General features: G+C 43.3%; 17 protein-coding genes. 11 read left to right on the top strand and 6 right to left on the bottom strand.

All coding sequences use genetic code 11. From position 1 onward, the window contains the following. The first annotated feature begins 1 nt into the window (after window position 1). From phhA to P4S60_RS11325, 3 genes are all read left to right on the top strand, one after another. The gene (gene phhA / locus P4S60_RS11335) at window positions 2-799 is read left to right on the top strand and encodes a phenylalanine 4-monooxygenase (protein WP_054553132.1); all 798 of its coding nucleotides are present in this window, start codon (window positions 2-4) and stop codon (window positions 797-799) included. 9 nt (window positions 800-808) lie between these two features. Next, window positions 809-1,153 carry a 4a-hydroxytetrahydrobiopterin dehydratase gene (locus P4S60_RS11330; protein WP_337116026.1) on the top strand — a complete coding sequence of 115 codons (345 nt, stop codon included), beginning with the start codon at window positions 809-811 and terminating at the stop codon, window positions 1,151-1,153. Window positions 1,154-1,273: 120 nt separating this feature from the next. Further along, window positions 1,274-1,843, top strand: a complete 570-nt coding sequence (locus tag P4S60_RS11325) for a hypothetical protein (protein WP_337116025.1) — start codon at window positions 1,274-1,276, stop codon at window positions 1,841-1,843. 123 nt (window positions 1,844-1,966) lie between these two features. Here the strand turns inward: P4S60_RS11325 and P4S60_RS11320 are convergent, their stop codons facing one another. From P4S60_RS11320 to map, 6 genes are all read right to left on the bottom strand, one after another. Next, a complete protein-coding gene (locus tag P4S60_RS11320; protein ID WP_337116857.1) occupies window positions 1,967-3,043 on the bottom strand; it encodes an efflux RND transporter periplasmic adaptor subunit in 1,077 nt (358 codons plus the stop codon). Window positions 3,044-3,054: 11 nt separating this feature from the next. Beyond that, window positions 3,055-6,165, bottom strand: coding sequence for an efflux RND transporter permease subunit (locus P4S60_RS11315; RefSeq protein WP_337116024.1), 3,111 nt, complete (start codon window positions 6,163-6,165; stop codon window positions 3,055-3,057). A 192-nt stretch (window positions 6,166-6,357) separates the two neighbouring features. Beyond that, window positions 6,358-6,690 carry a hypothetical protein gene (locus P4S60_RS11310; protein WP_337116023.1) on the bottom strand — a complete coding sequence of 111 codons (333 nt, stop codon included), beginning with the start codon at window positions 6,688-6,690 and terminating at the stop codon, window positions 6,358-6,360. A gap of 233 nt (window positions 6,691-6,923) precedes the next feature. After that, complete coding sequence (gene dapD / locus P4S60_RS11305) at window positions 6,924-7,751, bottom strand: 2,3,4,5-tetrahydropyridine-2,6-dicarboxylate N-succinyltransferase (protein ID WP_054553126.1); 828 nt, start codon at window positions 7,749-7,751, stop codon at window positions 6,924-6,926. Between the two features lie 9 nt (window positions 7,752-7,760). Next, window positions 7,761-10,379 carry a [protein-PII] uridylyltransferase gene (glnD, locus tag P4S60_RS11300; protein ID WP_105181520.1) on the bottom strand — a complete coding sequence of 873 codons (2,619 nt, stop codon included), beginning with the start codon at window positions 10,377-10,379 and terminating at the stop codon, window positions 7,761-7,763. A gap of 12 nt (window positions 10,380-10,391) precedes the next feature. Continuing rightward, window positions 10,392-11,201 carry a type I methionyl aminopeptidase gene (gene map / locus P4S60_RS11295; RefSeq protein WP_267894590.1) on the bottom strand — a complete coding sequence of 270 codons (810 nt, stop codon included), beginning with the start codon at window positions 11,199-11,201 and terminating at the stop codon, window positions 10,392-10,394. A gap of 247 nt (window positions 11,202-11,448) precedes the next feature. Between map and rpsB the strand changes: the two genes are divergently transcribed. The 8 genes from rpsB (at window position 11,449) to rseP (ending at window position 18,928) form a co-directional block, all read left to right on the top strand. Continuing rightward, entirely contained in the window at window positions 11,449-12,177 is a 729-nt protein-coding gene (rpsB, locus tag P4S60_RS11290; RefSeq protein WP_054553123.1) for a 30S ribosomal protein S2, read from the top strand. A gap of 103 nt (window positions 12,178-12,280) precedes the next feature. Continuing rightward, window positions 12,281-13,132: a translation elongation factor Ts gene (tsf, locus tag P4S60_RS11285; protein ID WP_063706846.1), complete on the top strand. Its 852-nt coding sequence runs from the start codon at window positions 12,281-12,283 to the stop codon at window positions 13,130-13,132. 151 nt (window positions 13,133-13,283) lie between these two features. Beyond that, complete coding sequence (gene pyrH / locus P4S60_RS11280) at window positions 13,284-14,033, top strand: UMP kinase (protein ID WP_063707209.1); 750 nt, start codon at window positions 13,284-13,286, stop codon at window positions 14,031-14,033. Window positions 14,034-14,047: 14 nt separating this feature from the next. Then, complete coding sequence (gene frr / locus P4S60_RS11275; RefSeq protein ID WP_063706848.1) at window positions 14,048-14,605, top strand: ribosome recycling factor; 558 nt, start codon at window positions 14,048-14,050, stop codon at window positions 14,603-14,605. A gap of 104 nt (window positions 14,606-14,709) precedes the next feature. After that, entirely contained in the window at window positions 14,710-15,489 is a 780-nt protein-coding gene (locus P4S60_RS11270) for an isoprenyl transferase (protein WP_054553120.1), read from the top strand. Window positions 15,490-15,511: 22 nt separating this feature from the next. Then, on the top strand, window positions 15,512-16,378 hold the full coding sequence (locus P4S60_RS11265; protein WP_337116022.1) for a phosphatidate cytidylyltransferase: 867 nt from the start codon (window positions 15,512-15,514) through the stop codon (window positions 16,376-16,378). Beyond that, window positions 16,375-17,574 carry a 1-deoxy-D-xylulose-5-phosphate reductoisomerase gene (ispC, locus tag P4S60_RS11260; protein WP_337116021.1) on the top strand — a complete coding sequence of 400 codons (1,200 nt, stop codon included), beginning with the start codon at window positions 16,375-16,377 and terminating at the stop codon, window positions 17,572-17,574. Before P4S60_RS11265 ends, ispC begins: the two co-directional genes overlap by 4 nt. Window position 17,575: 1 nt before the next feature. Further along, window positions 17,576-18,928, top strand: coding sequence for a sigma E protease regulator RseP (gene rseP, locus P4S60_RS11255; protein WP_337116020.1), 1,353 nt, complete (start codon window positions 17,576-17,578; stop codon window positions 18,926-18,928). Window positions 18,929-18,954: the final 26 nt, after the last annotated feature.

The raw sequence follows: 18,954 nt of genomic DNA, 5'->3' as shown, positions 1-18,954 counted from the left end.
TATGGCTAAAGCAAGTAATTACACCTCCAAGCAACCTGATGAAAATGGGGTTATCCATTGGAGCGAAGAAGAAAATAAAATATGGTCTGAGCTAGTTGCTCGCCAACTCGCTTGCATAGAAGGTAAAGCCTGTGATGAATATTTAGCAGGCCTTAAGAAAATTAATTTACCAACAGATCGTATTCCACAACTTAGTGAACTCAACGAAGTGTTACTCGAAACAACGGGCTGGCAAGTTGCGCCTGTTCCGGCACTGATTGATTTTGATGAGTTCTTTCGATTATTAGCAAACAAGCAGTTCCCAGTAGCGACTTTTATTCGCAGCCGTGAAGAGTTTGACTACTTACAAGAGCCAGATATCTTCCACGAGATTTTTGGCCATTGTGCCATGCTTACCAACCCAGCATTTGCTGAGTTCACACACAAATATGGTCAGTTAGGTTATGCCGCAGAAAAGAAAGATCGTGTTTATTTAGCACGCCTTTACTGGTTTACTGTTGAGTTTGGTTTAATGCAAACCGAACAAGGTCTGCGAATTTATGGTGGTGGTATTTTATCAAGCCCAGGCGAAACACAATACGTGTACTCAGATAAGCCAGAAATCAATGCGATGAACGTGCTTGATGTATTACGTACACCTTATCGTATTGATATTATGCAGCCTGTGTACTACACCATTAACTCAATCAATGACTTATTTGATATTTCACAAATGGATATCATGTCGCTGGTGAGTAAAGCAAAAGAATTAGGGCTACATGAGCCAAAGTTTCCTCCTAAAGAAAAATTAGCAAGTTAAGGATTTATAATGTCTTCATTAAGCACACAAAAGTGTGAAGCGTGTCGTGCGGATGCGCCTAGAGTATCTGATGCTGAATTAGCAGAATTGATCAAAATGATCCCAGATTGGGTTCCTGAAGTGCGCGACGGCATTATGCAATTAGAGCGTGTTTACAAGTTTAAAAACTTCAAGCAAGCACTTGAGTTCACTAATAAAGTGGGCGATATGGCTGAAGAAGAAGGCCACCACCCAGGTCTGTTAACCGAGTGGGGCAAAGTAACCGTTACTTGGTGGAGCCACTCTATCAAAGGGTTACACAAAAATGATTTTATCTGTGCTGCTAAAACAGACGATGTATTCGCTGCACTGTAAATTTTAAGTTCTGCCCAGAACGATAAAAGGCGTAACCTCAGGTTGCGCCTTTTTGCTTTTTTAGAGCCCAAGAATTAACATTAGGCTCTTATCTTTGCGAGAACACTAGAAAAGTAAATAATGAAAAACAAAGCGCTTATTCTGCCATTCCTACTCATTTTACTGCCCCTAATTGATAGTTTGTTTATCCCGCAAACATTTGGTATTCAATGGCACAGCCCTAAACTGATGTACCAAATAGGCGTAGCGCTGATGATTGTAAAGCTCACTATGGTTGCTATTGGGCTTTGGTTATTACTTAAAGCAAAACGCCTTTATATGGAAGCCAGTAAATCGACCCGTATTATTAAATTTTCAGTCTTTTTACTCGGCGGCTTACAGGTGGTGATAATGACAGCAATATGCTTTTGGTATTTAGTAGCGGGCACGCAAGCGAAACATTTTATGCTGCAAGACAACATTGCTGTATTTACCGCTGATTATGGCGTATTTGCACCGGTACATCATGAGTTCTCATTTATATGCTTTGATGCCAATGGTTTTTACCACATGCAACCCATAGCCCAGCTACCTTGGCTCGGAACCTTTACCTTTACTAGCCAAGATTCGCGTTTGATCATTCAACATAAAAACCAAAGTGGCGCGAATACTCAAGAAATTTCATTAAAAGGGGTTGGCTGTTTGCAATAAAGCGAAGTGTTTGACGCTATGAGCAAAATTTCTCTTAAAAAATGTTGGCATTCATCTTTAAAGTAGTCATAACTGCCAGCTCTTAAAATATTAAATAGCTGGCAGTCATCTCAAGCCTAACAGTTATTGCTTTACCTGAACTTCTACTTCTTGTCCGGTTTGTAGTTGCTCGGCGCCGCGTACTGCCACTTTATCGCCCGCATTTAAAGTGATGTTAGAAGTCGGGGTGACTTCAACCAGTTTATCTTTGCCATTACCGACTTTTACGGGAATTTGCAGGGCTTTGTTGTCGTTGTCGATTTTGACAATATGGGTGCCTTTTTTGCGTAAGATCAGCGCATCGCGATTCACCAGTAGTACATCCCCTTTGCTTTTTAGTGGCACGGCTACATCTACCAGTTGGCCAATTGCCCATGTTTGCTCGGCATCATTTGGTAGTAAGGCACGTACTTCTACGGTTTGTGAACGCGGATCGGTTGATGGGATCACCGCTGTTACGGTGGCTGTTGTCATATCAGGGGCTGATAAGTCGCCGGCTTGAATTGGTAACTCTATGTCTTTGTGTAAAAACTTTAAGTATTTAACAGGCACGTACAAACGCACCTCTAAGTTATTAATATCAAGCAGGGTGACCAGTTCATCAGCACGATTTATTTCGCGACCAGCGCGTTTAAAACGCTCGCTGATCACGCCATCAAATGGGGCGCGAACCGTTGCACGCGAAAGCTGATCGTCTATTACTTTTAATTCAACCTTAGCCAGTGCGATATCAGATAACGCAAGGTCATGCTTATTTTGCATATCATCGACTTGGCTTGCTGCAGCACTGCTGGCTTTGGCGAGTTTTTGTAAACGAGCGAGCTCTTGTTGATATAAGCGTAGGTTTATTTTGGCGCGATTGAGCATTTCTTGCTGGCGTGCTTTTTCAAGTTCAAGCGGTAAGGTGTCCATACGAACTAGGGTATCGCCACCTTTAACCAGAGTACCTGGCTCAACAACATATAATAAACGGCCGCTAACGCCCGCTGTTAGGGTTACATCATCTTTGCCATACAAAGTGCCGCTAACTTCAATTTCACTTGTCAGCGGAGCTTGTGTGACGGTTTCTACTGTAACTGGTACGACTGCAAAGGCGTTAAATGCGATAAGGCTGAATAGCGCACAAAAGCGAGCGGTTAATTTACGAAAAGGTGTGTTCATTGTTTTAATACTCATTGATTCGATACCAAGCTTAAAGGCGTTTTTTCTGGTTGCTGTTTGTTATTAACAGGCGGCAGTTGTCTGCCAAGTTGCAATAAACTTGGCATTAATATCAGGGTGAATAGGGCGCTAATGGCCATGCCGCCGACGATCACAGTGGCAAGACCACGGTAAATTTCTGATCCTACCCCCGGCATTAGCATCAGTGGCAGCATGCCAAATAAGCTGGTTAAGGTACTCAAGTATACGGGTCTTGCGCGCAGCAGCACAGCTTGACGAACGGCGTCTTCTCGACTGAGTCCTGCGGCCATCGCAACACGGGTTTGGTCAACCAATAAAATGGCATTATTTACCACCAGACCCAGCAAGATAATAAAGCCAATCATGGTCAGTAAGTCGAGCGATTGGAAGGTAAATAAGTTAAGTACAAATAAAGCCAGTACACCGCCTGCAATTGCCAATGGCATGACCAGCAAAACTAACGCGCTGTCTTTGGCTGACTTAAACAATGCGGTCATTAGCAAGAATAAAATAAACAGAGCCAAGATAAAGTTGATTGTCATTTCTTGCATGGCCGAATTCATCTTTTGTGCGTTACCCGCCAAAATCGCGCCAGAGCTGTCAGGCAAGCTTGCACGAACTTTTGGCATAACTTGCTCTGAGAGAATAGTTTGCGCTTGTTGCAAGCTCATGTCTGCTGGTGGCGTGACAACAATACTCACGGTACGGCGGCCATTAACACGTCTAAGCTGGGTTGGCCCCACGGTGCGCTCAATATTGGCAAGTTCGCCTAAGGTTTGAATACCTGATTGTGGGGTCACAATGGGAAGGGCTTTAAGCTCTTCTGGAGTTTGCCACGGTATGCCGCGCAAAATCACGTTCATGCGTTCGTTGCCATCAAAGTATTCATTAACAAATAACCCACCTGTGTAGGCTTGCACTGCCTGAGACACATCACGACGAGTTAGCCCTGCTTGGGTTATACGACGGTCATTGGGTGTGAGCCTAAGTTCTGGCTCTGCCATATCGAGTCGTGGTTGTGGCCTTGCAGTGGCATTCGGCATTGCTTCGGTGACAGCTTGCAGCGCCACATTAGCACCCGCTATTAGCTCGTCCATATTCGGGCCCGTTAAATCGATATTGATATTGCGACCATCACCGCCATTAGCAACTTGGATCATCGACCCTCTAAAGAAGAATACTTGGGTGTCGGGCAAATCAATGAAGATCTCTTCTCGGGCGACCTTCATTAATTCTTCAACACGTTGCGGATCGGCAGAATAAATAAAGCCGCCAGCATTCGAACCAAACGCATAAAAGTTAAAATCTTTTATCCCCGGCTCTTTTTCACCTATGTAATAAGGCATTAAGCGCTTTTTAATACGCATCAGCAGCTCTTCTTCCATAAACTGCACATTGCCGCCTGGCGGGGTATTTAAGTTAAAGAAAAAGCCATCGGTTGGTGCGCGCGGCATAAAATCAGTTTTCGGGAGCATGGTCATGGTCGCAACGACTGAGCCACCCAATAACGACACTATCCATACTATTTGTTTAACGCGGGTATTGGTAAGCGCCATGATAAAGTTGGTCAGCTTATGCCAATATTCACGATAAGGATCCGCTTTGAGCTCTTTGTCTGGCCAAAAGTGGTTAGCTAACGGAATAAGTGTAATTGCGCAAATCATAGAGGCAATAACTGCAATGGATAAGGTGAGCGCCAAGTCAGAGAATAACTGCCCCTCAATACCCGCCATAAATAAAATTGGCAAGAAGATAGCAACGCTGGTGGTGGTTGAGGCAAATAAAGCGCCTGTTACTTGAGCTGCGCCTTTTAGCGCGGCTTTTTTAGTATCAAAGCCTTCGCTTCTTAGCCTTGCGATGTTTTCTTGCACTATGATGGCGGCATCAAGTACTAAGCCAACAGCAAAGGCAAGGCCCGCCAGTGAAATAACATTTAAGCTGCGGTCAAAAATATTCAACGTTAAAAACGCAACTAACAAAGAGACAGGAATTGTCGCTGCAATCACAAACGTGGCCTTTAAGCCCCTAAAGAACAGCCACAAGATTAAACACGACAGTAAAACACCCAATCCTAAGTTACTTTTAACCAACGACAAAGCATTACGAATATGCACTGAGGCATCAAAACTTAATTCAATCGATAAGCCATTCTCAGCCAGCGGCCCTTCGTTTAGTTCTTTAATGGCAAGATTAATTTCGTCGAGTAGGGCAACGGTGTTGGCTTCGTTAGCGCGCGAAATACGAATGTAATAGGCGGGTTTACCATTTCGACCACTCATTCCTAAACGGTCAGAGAAAGTGCGCTCTACACTTGCGATATCGCCAAGGTAAATGGGTCTGTCGCCTGAATAGCCAACGCGCATTTGTGCCATGCTCGATAAATCATATTGCCCAGTAAAGCGTACGGTATATTGACGGCGGCCAACATTGGCAAGGCCACCCGAAGTATCGCGTGAGCTGGCTAATACGTTACTGATTTGGTCAAGGCTGACGCCAAGTGCTGCGGCTTTGTGAGGGTCAAAGGTTATACGTAATTCTTTTGGTCGTTCACTGGCTAAATCAACGCGGGCAACACCAGGAATACGTGCCAAACGGGGCTCAACAAATTCATCGATTTGTTTTTGGAACTGCGCCATGTCTAAATCAAGGCTGTCGCTATTAAAATCTTTCGGGGTGACCAGTAACGTTGCTGCGGCCTCCCCATTATTACCGCCAGCAAATACCACAGGATCAAATGCATCTAACGGCAGAGGCGGCGCTTGGTTAAGGCTAGTTAACACATCAAGCATGGCCTGTTGCATGTTTTGCCCAACAGCAAAAGTCAACGTGATAGAGCCATTGCCACGGTTAATGTAAGTATTAACCTCTAGCGCACCCGGGGTGTTTTTTACTGCGTTCTCAAGCGGCTCAATGATCACCGATTCAATCTCTTCAGGTGCAGCTTGGCGCCAACCAGAGAAAATAGTGATCTGCGGTTGCTCAATATCTGGTGTGAGCTGAATTGGCAGCTTAAAAATGCTCAACATGCCAAACAACATAATCAACACCAAGATGACAATAACACTCGCAGGGTTTTTCAGCGAACTACGTGTCAGATTCATTGTGTGTGTTCCAAAATCAGTTTGTGTGCATTGTAGTGCGATGTAAAAAAAGTGCCAGTGAGGTAAATGAAATGTATGTCAGGAGTAACGCTGAATAGCCGTAATTAAGCGATAAAGTGTGTATTTGAAATAAGATGTAACAATTTAGCTGGGGAGCTTTAAGTTTTAAGCCTTAAGTTATAGCGCCTGAAACTAGTGAGTCGTATCTTTTCGGTGAAGGGAAGCAACATTTTGCTCAAACACACGTTTTACTTCTGCGCTGTAGTGATTGTGGTCGTTAATGGTGATAAACGGGTTTGTGAAACTAACATCACAGAAAGCTGTATAACACTGGATTTTAACTGCAACTCGATCGGGTGTTGTAAGGCCATCTAAGGTCGTTTGCAATGCTTCAAAAACATATCTTTTATGTACATGCGATGTTAAAGCAACTTCAAGCTCTTTGACCTCAGTGCGATGTGAATTCGTGTCGGTGACAAAAAATTCGTATAGGTAGCTACGTGATGCAAACAGTATGATTGCCACAAGATAGAATAGTCCTGTGTAATAAAATAATTCCGTGTGGGTAAAACTCCGAAAAGACTTGAACATTTTTACTATTATTTTTTGTTTGTTTTTTATACTAAAACATATTTGTGAGTATATCTCAACAAACTAGCTAAAAATCATTGCATTACGATGAATAAAAAAGCGCGAAACTAGCTAGCATCGCGCTTCTTATCTCAAACTTAAAGCTGACGGCTTACAGCCCAGCTTTGTTATTCATCAATCGAGCGAAGTAGGGCATTAATACCTACTTTTTCGCGAGTTTGCTGGTCAACTTTTTTCACGATGATGGCAGCATATAGGCTGTGCGAACCATCTTTTGACGGTAGAGAGCCTGGAACAACAACCGCACCTGCTGGTACTCGACCGTAATGGATTTCGCCAGTTTCACGGTCATAGATACGTGTGCTTTGGCTGATGTAAACACCCATTGAAATAACCGCACCTTCTTCGACCACAACGCCCTCAACAATTTCAGAGCGTGCGCCAATGAAGCAGTTGTCTTCAATAATAGTTGGGTTAGCTTGTAGTGGCTCAAGTACACCACCAATGCCTACACCGCCCGACAAGTGAACGTTTTTACCAATTTGTGCACACGAGCCAACCGTTGCCCATGTATCAACCATCGTACCTTCATCAACGTAGGCGCCAATGTTGACATAAGATGGCATTAGCACCACGTTTTTACCTACGAAGCTGCCTTTACGTGCCACAGCATTTGGCACAACACGCATGCCGCCTTGTTGGAATTGCTCTGGTGTATAGTCGCTAAACTTAAGGGGTACTTTGTCGTAAAACTGATTAACACCATCGCTCATTGGTTGGTTATCACGAATACGGAAAGACAGTAGCACCGCTTTTTTCAACCATTGATGTACAACCCACTCACCACTGATTTTTTCAGCAACACGCGCAGCACCGCTATCAAGTAATTCAAGCGCGTCGATAATTGCTTGTTTAACTTCACTTGATACTGTGCTTGGGCTGATGCTATCGCGGTTGTCCCAGGCGTTTTCGATCATGGTTTTTAAATCTGACATAAGATCCTCTTATTCGGTTTCTGCGTTGAGTTTTTTACGCAATGCTTGATGAATTTTAGCCTGTTCTTCGTCTGTTAATGCTTGGTATTCATTATTTGATACCACGAAGAAATCTTCTGCACGCTCACCAACAGTGGTGATCCGCGCGGCATGAATATGTAATAAGTGTGCTTGAAATACTTCCGCAATTTTCGTTAGTAGACCCGGAATATCCACCGCTTGAATTTCAATTAAGCTGCGATCTTTACGCGCATGCGGTCTAAGCACAATTTTTGGTTTGATATTAAAATCTTTGAAGCGCTGTGAGCGGTTCTTTTTGATGCGAATTTTCTTTTTCGGATCGCTAATCGCCAGTTCTAAAGCGCGTTTAATACCTTGTGCTCGGTTACTTGCAATTGGGTCACCATTAACCTCTAAAATAACAAAGCTAAACAGCACGTAGCCATCTTTAGTGGTTAACACTTGTGCATGTTGAATTTGCGCTTTTTTCGAACCAATAACGCTCACAAGACGGGAGAATAAACTTCCCGAGTAAGGGCTGTAGGCAAACACTTGCGTACCACCATGCATTGCGGTGTCAGATACGGTCACGCTTGGTAGGCTTAAATCTTCACAATTTAATAAGTGTTCTGTGTGCCACGAAATTTGTTGTTCACTAAAAGCGGTAAAGTAATTGGCTTTAAAGCGGCTCCAAATTAAGTCGATCTGATCTTCGTTACAGCCGTGGTTCAATAAGCGTTGTTTAGCTTGCTGCTTTTTATCTCGAATTTGGTCACGTTGGTCCATTGGATTTTCAAGCCCTAAGCGCAGTGCTCGCTGGGTGTGCAAATACAGCTCACGGAGTAGGGTGTTTTTCCAATCGTTCCACAGATTATCGTTGGTCGCGCGAATATCGGCCAACGTTAAGCAGTATAAGTAATCGAGCTGACGCTCATTTTTTACTTTGCTTGCAAAGTCTTTAATCACATCAGGGTCATTAATATCTTTACGTTGCGCTGTGACCGACATAAGTAAGTGATTAGCTACTAACCAAGAGATGAGCTTACCGTCTGATGATGGGAAGCGGTGCAATTTAGCAAACGCAATCGCATCAACTGAGCCTAGCTCTGAGTGATCGCCGCCGCGCCCTTTGGCGATATCATGAAATATACCGGCTAAATAAAGTAACTCAGGTTTATCCATGCGGGTGACGATTTCACTACAAAGTGGAAACTCGCTTACTTTTGACTTATCAAAATACTTATAAATATTGTTAATAAGCTTATGGGTGTGCTCATCCACGGTATAGGCATGAAATAAATCAAACTGCATTTGCCCGAAGATGTTTCGCCACTGTGGTAAGTAGGCGGCAATAATGCCGTGCTTGTGCATTAGCGTAAATGCACGGCCCATACCGTTAGGGTGTTTTATTAAGCGTAAAAAAGCTTCGCGACAGGCGGCGTAATCTTGTAAATCACCCAGTAAACGACGACGCACTTGGCGCATTGTACGTATGGTACTTGGGTAAATATGGGTGATCTCAGGGTTATCAGCAATATGCTCGAACAACACAAATAGCTGATCCCGGCGGAAGAACACCGACGGATTTTTTACACGAATTTGATGGCCAATGCGCTCAAAGTTACGATCAAGTTCAATGACAGGTAGCTCACCGGCACCTGGTAAAATGCTTTGCTCAAAATATGAAAGCAGCATTTGGTTAAGCTCACGTACGCGACTCATGATCCTGAATAAGCGTTTCATCATGCGCTCAACCGAAGCTTTACCATCACTACCAAAGCCGAGAATTTCTGCCGCATGAGGTTGGTGGTCGAACAGCAAACGGTTTTCAGAGCGCCCCGCAGCTAGGTGTAGTGCAAAACGAATATTCCAGAGGTTTTCTAAACACTCTAGTAGTTCTTGATATTCTTCATGGGTGAGGTAGCCGTGATTGATCAGCTCTTGTAATGTTTCGGCTCTAAAGTGCTTTTTAGCAACCCAAATAATGGTTTGTAAATCGCGCAGGCCACCTGGGTTCTCTTTGATATTTGGCTCAAGGTTATAAGCCGTACCATGGCATTTTCTATGGCGTAGATTTTGTTCTTGTACTTTCGCCAAAAAGAATTCGTCTGAGCGCCAAATTGGCGAATCAATTAAATGATTTTTTAATTTTTCGAATTCGATGTGATTACCGAAAATTAATCGGCTCTCAAGTAAACTGGTAGCAAATGTCACATCTTCGCGTTTTTGTTCTAATGCTTGTTCTATGGTGCGAACGCTGTGACCAATTTCTAAATTAAGATCCCAAAGCATGGTGACGAACTGGCCAATTTTCTCACACACGGCTTCGCTTGGCTGTTCACTCACCAGTAGCATAAAGTCGATATCGGAGTAGGGATGCAGTTCGCCACGACCATAGCCGCCCACAGCAATTAGGGCTAAGTCACTTTCGTGAGCAAGGTCGTAATCGTGAAACAATTTAATTAATAGGCGGTCGATAAACTCAGCGCGGGCATTAATTAAGTTGCTAACGGGTTGTTTTGAGAATTCGTTCTGTAGCCATTTATAAAAATAACTAGAACAGTCGCGATAATCGCTAAGTTGCTCAGCTTGGCTGAGCAACTTTTTTACTTTATTGGGTAATGCCACAGGGGCTGGCTCCTAGTGTTCGATGATCCTGTCGATAGTATCATCTGATCGGAGCGTTAAAATTTCAACACCATTTTCAGTCACTAACAGGGTGTGTTCCCACTGTGCAGACAATGAACGGTCTTTTGTTACAACTGTCCAGTTATCTTTAAGTAACTTACATTGGCGCTTACCAGCATTAACCATTGGCTCGATTGTTAAGCACATACCCGCTTTTAACACTTCGCCAGTTCCAGCTTTACCATAGTGCATTACTTGTGGTTCTTCGTGGAACTCAGCACCAATACCGTGACCACAGTATTCGCGTACGATTGAATAGTTAAAGCTTTCTGCATATTTTTGAATTGCAGCGCCAATATCACCTAGGCGAACGCCTGGTTTTACCATTTTAATTGCAAGGTAAAGGCTTTCTTGTGTGATATCAGCAAGGCGTTTGCCTTGGATATTAGGTGTGCCCACATGGAACATTTTAGATGTGTCGCCGTGATAGCCATCTTTGATCACCGTAATATCAATATTTACGCTGTCACCTTCTTTAAGTGGTTTGTCGTTAGGAATACCGTGACAGATAACATGGTTCACTGAGGTGCAGATTGATTTTGGGAAACCGTGATAATTAAGCGGTGCTGGAATAGCATCTTGAACATTAACGATATAATCGTGACAAATTGTATTTAGTTCATCTGTGGTTACACCTGGCACCACATGCGGTTCTATCATTTCAAGTACCTCGGCGGCTAAGCGCCCGGCAACACGCATTTTTTCGATTTCTTCAGGGGTCTTGATCACAGCACTCATTGAGGCTCCAAAGTTGTTTTTCAGGTCAGTTTTCAGTGCACAAATTTTGCACTAGACGTTGAGTTTTCAATTTTAATATGGTATAAAGCGCGCCGTCTTTTTACAAATAAATTCTTAACTGATTTTTTGTATTTAAGGCAAACACAATTTTATTTTAACACACACACGTATCGTCACATACACTTGGGTGCACTTAAGTTACAAATTAACTACGGTGTTGGTGCTATGGGATATGTGGAGGCCTAACCCTAAATTATAGAGGATTATACAAATGGCAAACGTTTCAATGCGCGATATGCTTCAAGCTGGTGTTCACTTTGGTCACCAAGCACGTTACTGGAACCCTAAGATGAAGCCTTTCATCTTCGGCGCTCGTAACCGTGTTCATATCATCAACCTAGAGCAAACTGTACCAATGTTCAACGAAGCACTTAAGTTCTTATCGAACGCAGCTTCTAACAAAGGTAAAGTACTTTTCGTTGGTACTAAGCGCGCAGCAAGCGAAGCAGTTAAAGAAGCAGCTCTTCAAAGCGAGCAGTTCTACGTAAACCACCGTTGGTTAGGTGGTATGTTGACTAACTGGAAAACAGTTCGTCAATCAATCAAGCGTCTTAAAGACCTTGAAGCGCAAAGCCAAGACGGTACTTTCGAGAAATTAACTAAGAAAGAAGCGTTAATGCTTACTCGTGAAATGGAAAAGCTTGAAAAGAGCCTTGGTGGTATCAAAGATATGGGCGGTCTTCCAGACGCGCTTTTCGTTATCGATGCAGACCACGAGCACATCGCTATCCGTGAAGCTAACAACCTAGGTATTCCTGTTGTTGCTATCGTTGATACAAACTCTAACCCAGACGGTGTTGATTACATCGTTCCTGGTAACGACGATGCGATCCGTGCTATCCAACTTTACACAGGCGCTGTATCAGCTGCGATCACTGAAGGTCGTGAGAACAACATCGTTGCTCAAGCTGAGAAAGACGACTTCGTAGAAGCTGAGTAATTAGCTGTCATCAAGTCTTCATCTATTTGAGGTGAAGACTTGTTATTCTTGTTAAGCGGCCTATACCGCTTCCCTATAACAGAATTCAATTGAGGATATTCTAATGGCTGTAACTGCTGCCCTAGTTAAAGAATTACGCGAGCGCACTGGCGCTGGCATGATGGATTGTAAAAAAGCGTTAACTGAAACTAACGGTGACATCGAGTTAGCGATCGAAAACATGCGTAAGAGCGGTGCTGCAAAGGCTGCTAAAAAAGCTGGTAACATCGCTGCTGAAGGTACAATCTTAATCAAAGAAGGTAACGGTTTCGCTGCTCTTCTTGAAGTTAACTGTCAAACTGACTTCGTTGCTAAAGATTCAAACTTCCTTGGCTTCGCTAACGAAGTATTAGATGCTGCTGTTGAATCAAAAGCTGACATCGAAGCACTTAAAGCACAGTTTGAAGAAACACGTGTTGCTCTAGTTGCTAAAATCGGTGAAAACATCAATGTTCGTCGCGTTGAGTACATCGACGGTGACAAACTTTCTTCTTACCGCCACGGCGACCGTATCGGTGTTGTTGTAGTTGGTGACGCTGACGAAGAAACTCTTAAGCAAGTTGCTATGCACGTAGCTGCGTCTAAGCCTGAGTTCGTAAACCCAGAAGACGTACCAGCTGACGTTGTTGAAAAAGAAAAAGCAGTTCAAATCGACATCGCGATGAACGAAGGCAAGCCTGCTGAAATCGCTGAGAAAATGGTTGTTGGTCGTATGAAGAAATTCACTGGTGAGATCTCTCTTACTGGTCAAGCTTTCATCATGGAACCTAAGAAAACTGTTGGCGAAATTCTTAAAGAGAAAGGCGCAACTGTTACTAACTTCGTACGTTTAGAAGTTGGTGAAGGTATCGAGCGTAAAGAAGAAGACTTCGCTGCTGAAGTAGCTGCTCAAATCGCTGCTGCAAAAGGCGAGTAATTTTCTAAGTTAGTGACGTAGGGCAATTAGATGAAATTAATCTGCTATTAGCTTTTGCGTCACTGATGAAAATTCTTTAAAATAACCGCGTTTTATGTGTAACCATAGCGCGGTTATTTTTTATCTCATTACTAAGGCTGGCCCAAATATTATGACTATCAATCGTAAACCTATTTTTAGACGTGTTCTTCTTAAACTTAGCGGTGAAGCATTAATGGGAGACGAAGGCTTCGGCATCGACCCGAAAGTACTTGACCGTATGGCTCAAGAAATTAAAGAACTTGTAGAGCTCGACGTAGAAGTAGGTTTAGTTATCGGTGGCGGTAACTTCTTGCGTGGTGGTTCATTGGCAGAAGCGGGTATGAACCGCGTTGTGGGTGACCACATGGGTATGCTTGCCACTGTAATGAATGGTTTGGCAATGCGTGATGCACTACACCGTGCATTTGTAAATTGCCGTTTAATGTCAGCTATCCCGCTTAACGGTGTATGTGATGCTTACAACTGGGCAGAAGCTATCAGCCTATTAAAATCTGGCCGTGTTGTTATTTTCTCAGCAGGTACAGGTAACCCATTCTTCACGACTGATTCTGCAGCGTGTTTACGTGGTATTGAAATTGAAGCAGATACTGTAATCAAAGCGACTAAAGTTGACGGTGTTTACTCAGATGACCCAGTGAAAAACCCAGAAGCTACACTATATCGCCACTTAAGCTACAATGAAATCATTGAAAAAGAGCTTAAGGTTATGGATTTAGCTGCATTTACGCTGGCGCGTGACCACAACATGCCATTAAGCGTATTTAACATGAATAAATCAGGCGCGCTTAAGCGTGTTATTATGGGCGAAGATGAAGGAACGCTTATCTCTTCACAAGCCTCAGATGAAACTAGCAAATAGATTAGGATTGAACCGTGATTAACGATATCAAAAAAGATGCGTCAGAACGTATGCAAAAAAGTGTTGCGGCACTAGGCAGTCAATTATCTAAAATTCGCACAGGCCGTGCACATCCTGCATTACTTGACGGTATTCAAGTGTCTTACTACGGCGCTGATACACCATTAAACCAAGTTGCTAACGTAACAATTGAAGACTCTCGTACACTTGCAATCAGCGTGTTCGATAAGTCACTAGCGCAAGCAGTAGAAAAAGCGATCATGGCTTCAGACTTAGGTTTAAACCCGATGTCTGCGGGTACTGTTATTCGTGTTCCACTTCCTCCACTTACAGAAGAGCGTCGTAAAGACCTTATCAAAATCGTACGTGGTGAAGTTGAAGGTGGCCGTGTTGCGGTACGTAACATCCGCCGTGACGCGAATGGCGATATCAAGAGCTTATTGAAAGAAAAAGATATTTCTGAAGATGAAGCACGCCAAGCTGAAGACGAGATCCAAAAGCTTACTGACAAATTCATCAAAGAGATGGATGCACAGTTAACAGCGAAAGAAGCTGAGCTAATGGAAATCTAATTGTCGCTGTTTATCTTTCAGGCATTGATACTGAAAGCGAACAGCAGCAACTAAATTTATTAGTTTTGAAACGCCGTCTAGGGTATACTAGACGGCGTTTTTTTATGGAATACTCGATATTTATGGTTCTTAACGCTGATAAAATTTCCCAGCAAAGTTTGCCTAAGCATGTCGCTATAATCATGGATGGCAACGGACGTTGGGCGCAAGCGAAAAATCGCCCACGTGTTTATGGGCACAAAAAGGGCGTTGATGCGGTTCGTCAATCAGTGCAATTTTGTACTCGCTTAGGTATACAGTCGTTAACACTGTTCGCATTTAGTAGCGAAAATTGGCGACGTCCAGAGGACGAAGTAAATACGCTTATGGAGCTATTTTTATTCGTTTTGGGCAAAGAAGTTAAAAAACTTCATAAAAATAATGTAAAGCTGAACATAATTGGTGATTTATCACGCTTTTCAGAAGGTTTGCGCAATAAAGTTGATGCAGCCCATGAATTAACCCGTAATAATACGGGTCTACAGTTAAACGTAGCAGCTAATTATGGTGGTCGTTGGGATATCACTAACGCCGCAACAACGCTTGCGAAAAAAGTCGCAGCCGGTGAAATGGCTGCAGAAGACATTACTGAAGAGCTAATGGCCGAACAAATGAGTATGGCCGATCAAGGTGAACTTGACTTAATGATCCGCACTGGCGGAGATTTACGCATCAGTAATTTCCTTTTATGGCAAGCGGCTTATGCTGAGCTTTACTTTACCGATACGCTTTGGCCAGACTTCAATGAAGCTGCATTTGCTGACGCTATCGCATGTTACGTTGCCAGAGAGCGACGATTTGGTTGTACAGGCGAACAAATAAAACAATTACTCGCCGAGACCTAATTACTAGTTGAAGGTACACACATTGCTAAAACAACGAATTTTAACCTCGCTCGTGTTGGCACCACTTGCACTTATTTTGGTTTTTTATACCCCATTAACACTATTTAGTTATATCGCCGCCGGTATTGTTTTACTTGGTGCATGGGAATGGTCTGCGTTTATGGGCCTGTGCGATAAAGTTAAGCGTTTTGGATTTGTTGCAGCAACGGCTGCGTTTTTGGCACTACTCAACTGGCATTGGCCGATTGAATCACTTTGGCAAAATGGCCAATTAGTGGGGGATGCAAACTATTTATTTACGCTGTCATTTGCCTGGTGGATTGTGGCGACTTACTTAGTTTGGCGCTACCCAGCAATGGCTAAAGCATGGAATGAAGGCATTGTCATGCGTGCTATTGCAGGCTTTTTAACCTTAGTGCCACTGTGGCTTGCATTAAATACCCTACGCAGTGCAGGGTATAATGAATCAACACATTTTGGTTCAATGCTGATTTTAGTTGTACTTGGTATCGTTTGGAGTGCAGATATTGGTGCATACTTTACTGGTAAAAACCTAGGTAAACACAAGTTAATGCCTAAAGTGAGCCCTAATAAAACCATCGAAGGTTTATTAGGTGGTGTGGTTGCCTCAATTATTTTTGTACTCGTATTTTGTCACTTCACCAATGTTGACATGGCTGTGTGGCCAATTTATGCAGTAATGACAGCATTTATCGCGTTATTCTCAGCGGTGGGCGATTTACTAGAAAGTATGTTTAAACGTGAAGTTGGCTTGAAAGACAGCGGTTCATGTTTACCTGGTCATGGCGGTATTTTAGACCGTATTGATAGCCTAACTGCGGCTGCGCCAATCTTTGTACTTTGCTACGCATGGACACTAAGTTTATGAGCAAAGTAGAGCAACTTGTCGTATTAGGCGCAACTGGTTCAATCGGTTTAAGCACCTTAGATGTTGTTTCTAGAAACCCAGGGCGCTTTGCAATTTTTGCATTAGCTGCGGGTAAAAACGCTGAAAAAATGGCTGAACTGTGTATCGCACATCAGCCTAAATTTGCTGTTATGGCTGACCAACATGCAGCCAAAGCCCTTCAACACTTACTCGCGAACAGCACGTGTAAAACTGAAGTACTAGCAGGTGTTGAAGCGATGAGCGAACTTGCTGCTCACGTTGAAGTTGATGCTGTGATGTCGGCGATAGTGGGTGCTGCGGGTCTACTGCCGACGTTAAGTGCGGTTGAAGCCGGCAAAAAAGTACTGCTTGCAAATAAAGAATCACTCGTTATGTCGGGTCAGTTGTTTATTGATAAAGTTAAACAACATGGCGCCACCTTATTGCCAATTGATAGCGAACATAATGCTATTTTCCAGTGTATGCCTGCATCGCTACAAACTGCATCGGGTTTACTTGCTGACAATGGTGTGAGCAAAATTTTGCTTACTGGTTCTGGCGGTCCTTTCTTAACGCGTGATTTAGCGACATTACCATCTGTGACTGTAGCAGAAGCGGTGGCACACCCTAATTGGTCGATGGGACAAAAAATATCTGTCGACTCAGCCACTATGATGAATAAAGGCCTTGAGTTTATTGAAGCCAAGTGGCTCTTTAACTGTCATGCCAGCGACATTGAAGTAGTGATCCATCCACAAAGTATTATCCATTCAATGGTGCAATATAAAGATGGCTCAGTGCTTGCGCAAATGGGCAACCCTGACATGCGCACACCAATTGCTCACGCATTAGCCTTTCCGGAACGTGTTGATGCCGGTGTCAAACCGCTCGATTTTTCACAAATGGCTGACTTTACGTTCACTAAGCCAGATTACGCTCGTTACCCTAATTTAAAACTTGCCATTGATGCGTGTGAAATGGGGCAAGGTGCAACAACGACGGTCAATGCGGCGAATGAAATAGCCGTTGCCGCCTTTTTAGGTGGGCAAATCGGCTTCACAGATATTTATCGCGTTAACGCTGAAACGCTCAATGCAACACAAAACATTAATGTGCAAACGCTTGATGAGATTTTAGCTTGCGACCAAGCAGCACGTTTAAAAGCAACTGAGTTTGTCAAAAGAGGCATCCACTAGCATGTTTGATTTTTTCTGGAATCTTGGTTCATTCATTCTTGCTCTGGGCATTTTAGTGACTGTGCATGAATATGGTCACTTCTGGGTTGCGCGCAAAGCGGGTGTGAAAGTGCTGCGTTTTTCAATTGGCTTTGGTAAGCCATTAGTTAAATGGTACGACAAACAGCAAACCGAATATGTGATTGCAGCTATACCACTTGGTGGTTATGTGAAAATGCTTGATGAGCGTGTAGATGAAGTGCCGCCAGAGCAGCGTCATTTATCATTTAATGCCAAATCAGTTAAAGCACGTATTGCGATTGTTGCCGCAGGCCCGATGGCAAACTTCATATTTGCTATTTTTGCCCTTGCTGTAATGTATATGGTGGGCGTTCAGTCATTAAAGCCTGTGGTGGGTGAAGTGACTCAAGGTAGCCGTGCTGCTGCGGCTAATATTGAGCCAAACCAGCAAATTATTAAAATTGGTGAAGACGACATTAACACTTGGCAAGATGCCACTTTCTCGCTTATGAGTCGCTTAGGTGAGCAAAGTGTTGTCATAACGCTTCGTGATCAAAACTACCAAAAGCATGTGCGTACATTAAATTTAGATGGTTGGAAGTTGGATCAACAAGATGTTCCACCATTAACCTCGATTGGCATTGTGCCATTTCGCCCGAAAGCACTTCTAGAAGTGGCTATGATCAGTAAAGGCTCGGCAGCAGAGGCTGTTGGCTTACAAGTTACAGATAAAATTATTGCCGTAAATGGCGAAAATATCAGCAGTTGGACCGAGTTAGTTTCACTAATTCAGCAATCACCTAACAAATCCTTACAATTTAGTGTACAAAGGCAAGATAGTATAAAAGAGCTGTCAGTGACGCCACAAAGTAGAACCAATGATGCTGGTGTTGCTCAGGGCTTTTTAGGTGTGTCTCCGGTGGTTGAGCCATGGCCAGAAAACTATATTGAAACTAGACATTATGGCCCTGTCGATAGTATTGTGCTGGGCATACAAGAAACATGGCGTTTAATTACCCTTAGTTTTGACATGATTGGTAATTTAATTTCCGGTCAGGTGTCGGTTAAAAATTTAAGTGGCCCGGTGGGCATTGCAGTTGGTGCGGGAACTAGCGTAAGCTATGGCTTGGTTGCATTTTTAAGCTTTTTAGCATTAATTAGTGTAAACCTTGGCGTATTTAACTTATTACCGCTGCCAGTGCTAGATGGTGGGCACTTAATGTATTACATAATTGAACTTTTTCGCAAAAAGCCGGTCTCTGAAAAGACGCAAGAATTTGGTTTTAAAGTGGGGGCCTTGTTGCTTCTGTTTTTAACATGTTTCGCTTTGTTCAATGATGTATCGCGTTTATAACAAGTAAGCGAAAAATTCCAATTTGA

The organism is Pseudoalteromonas sp. Hal040 (genome assembly GCF_037162425.1).
Taxonomy (GTDB): Bacteria; Pseudomonadota; Gammaproteobacteria; order Enterobacterales; family Alteromonadaceae; genus Pseudoalteromonas; species Pseudoalteromonas gelatinilytica.
Note: the sequence above shows the minus strand (reverse complement) of the source record. Positions and strands in the feature narration are given on the sequence as shown.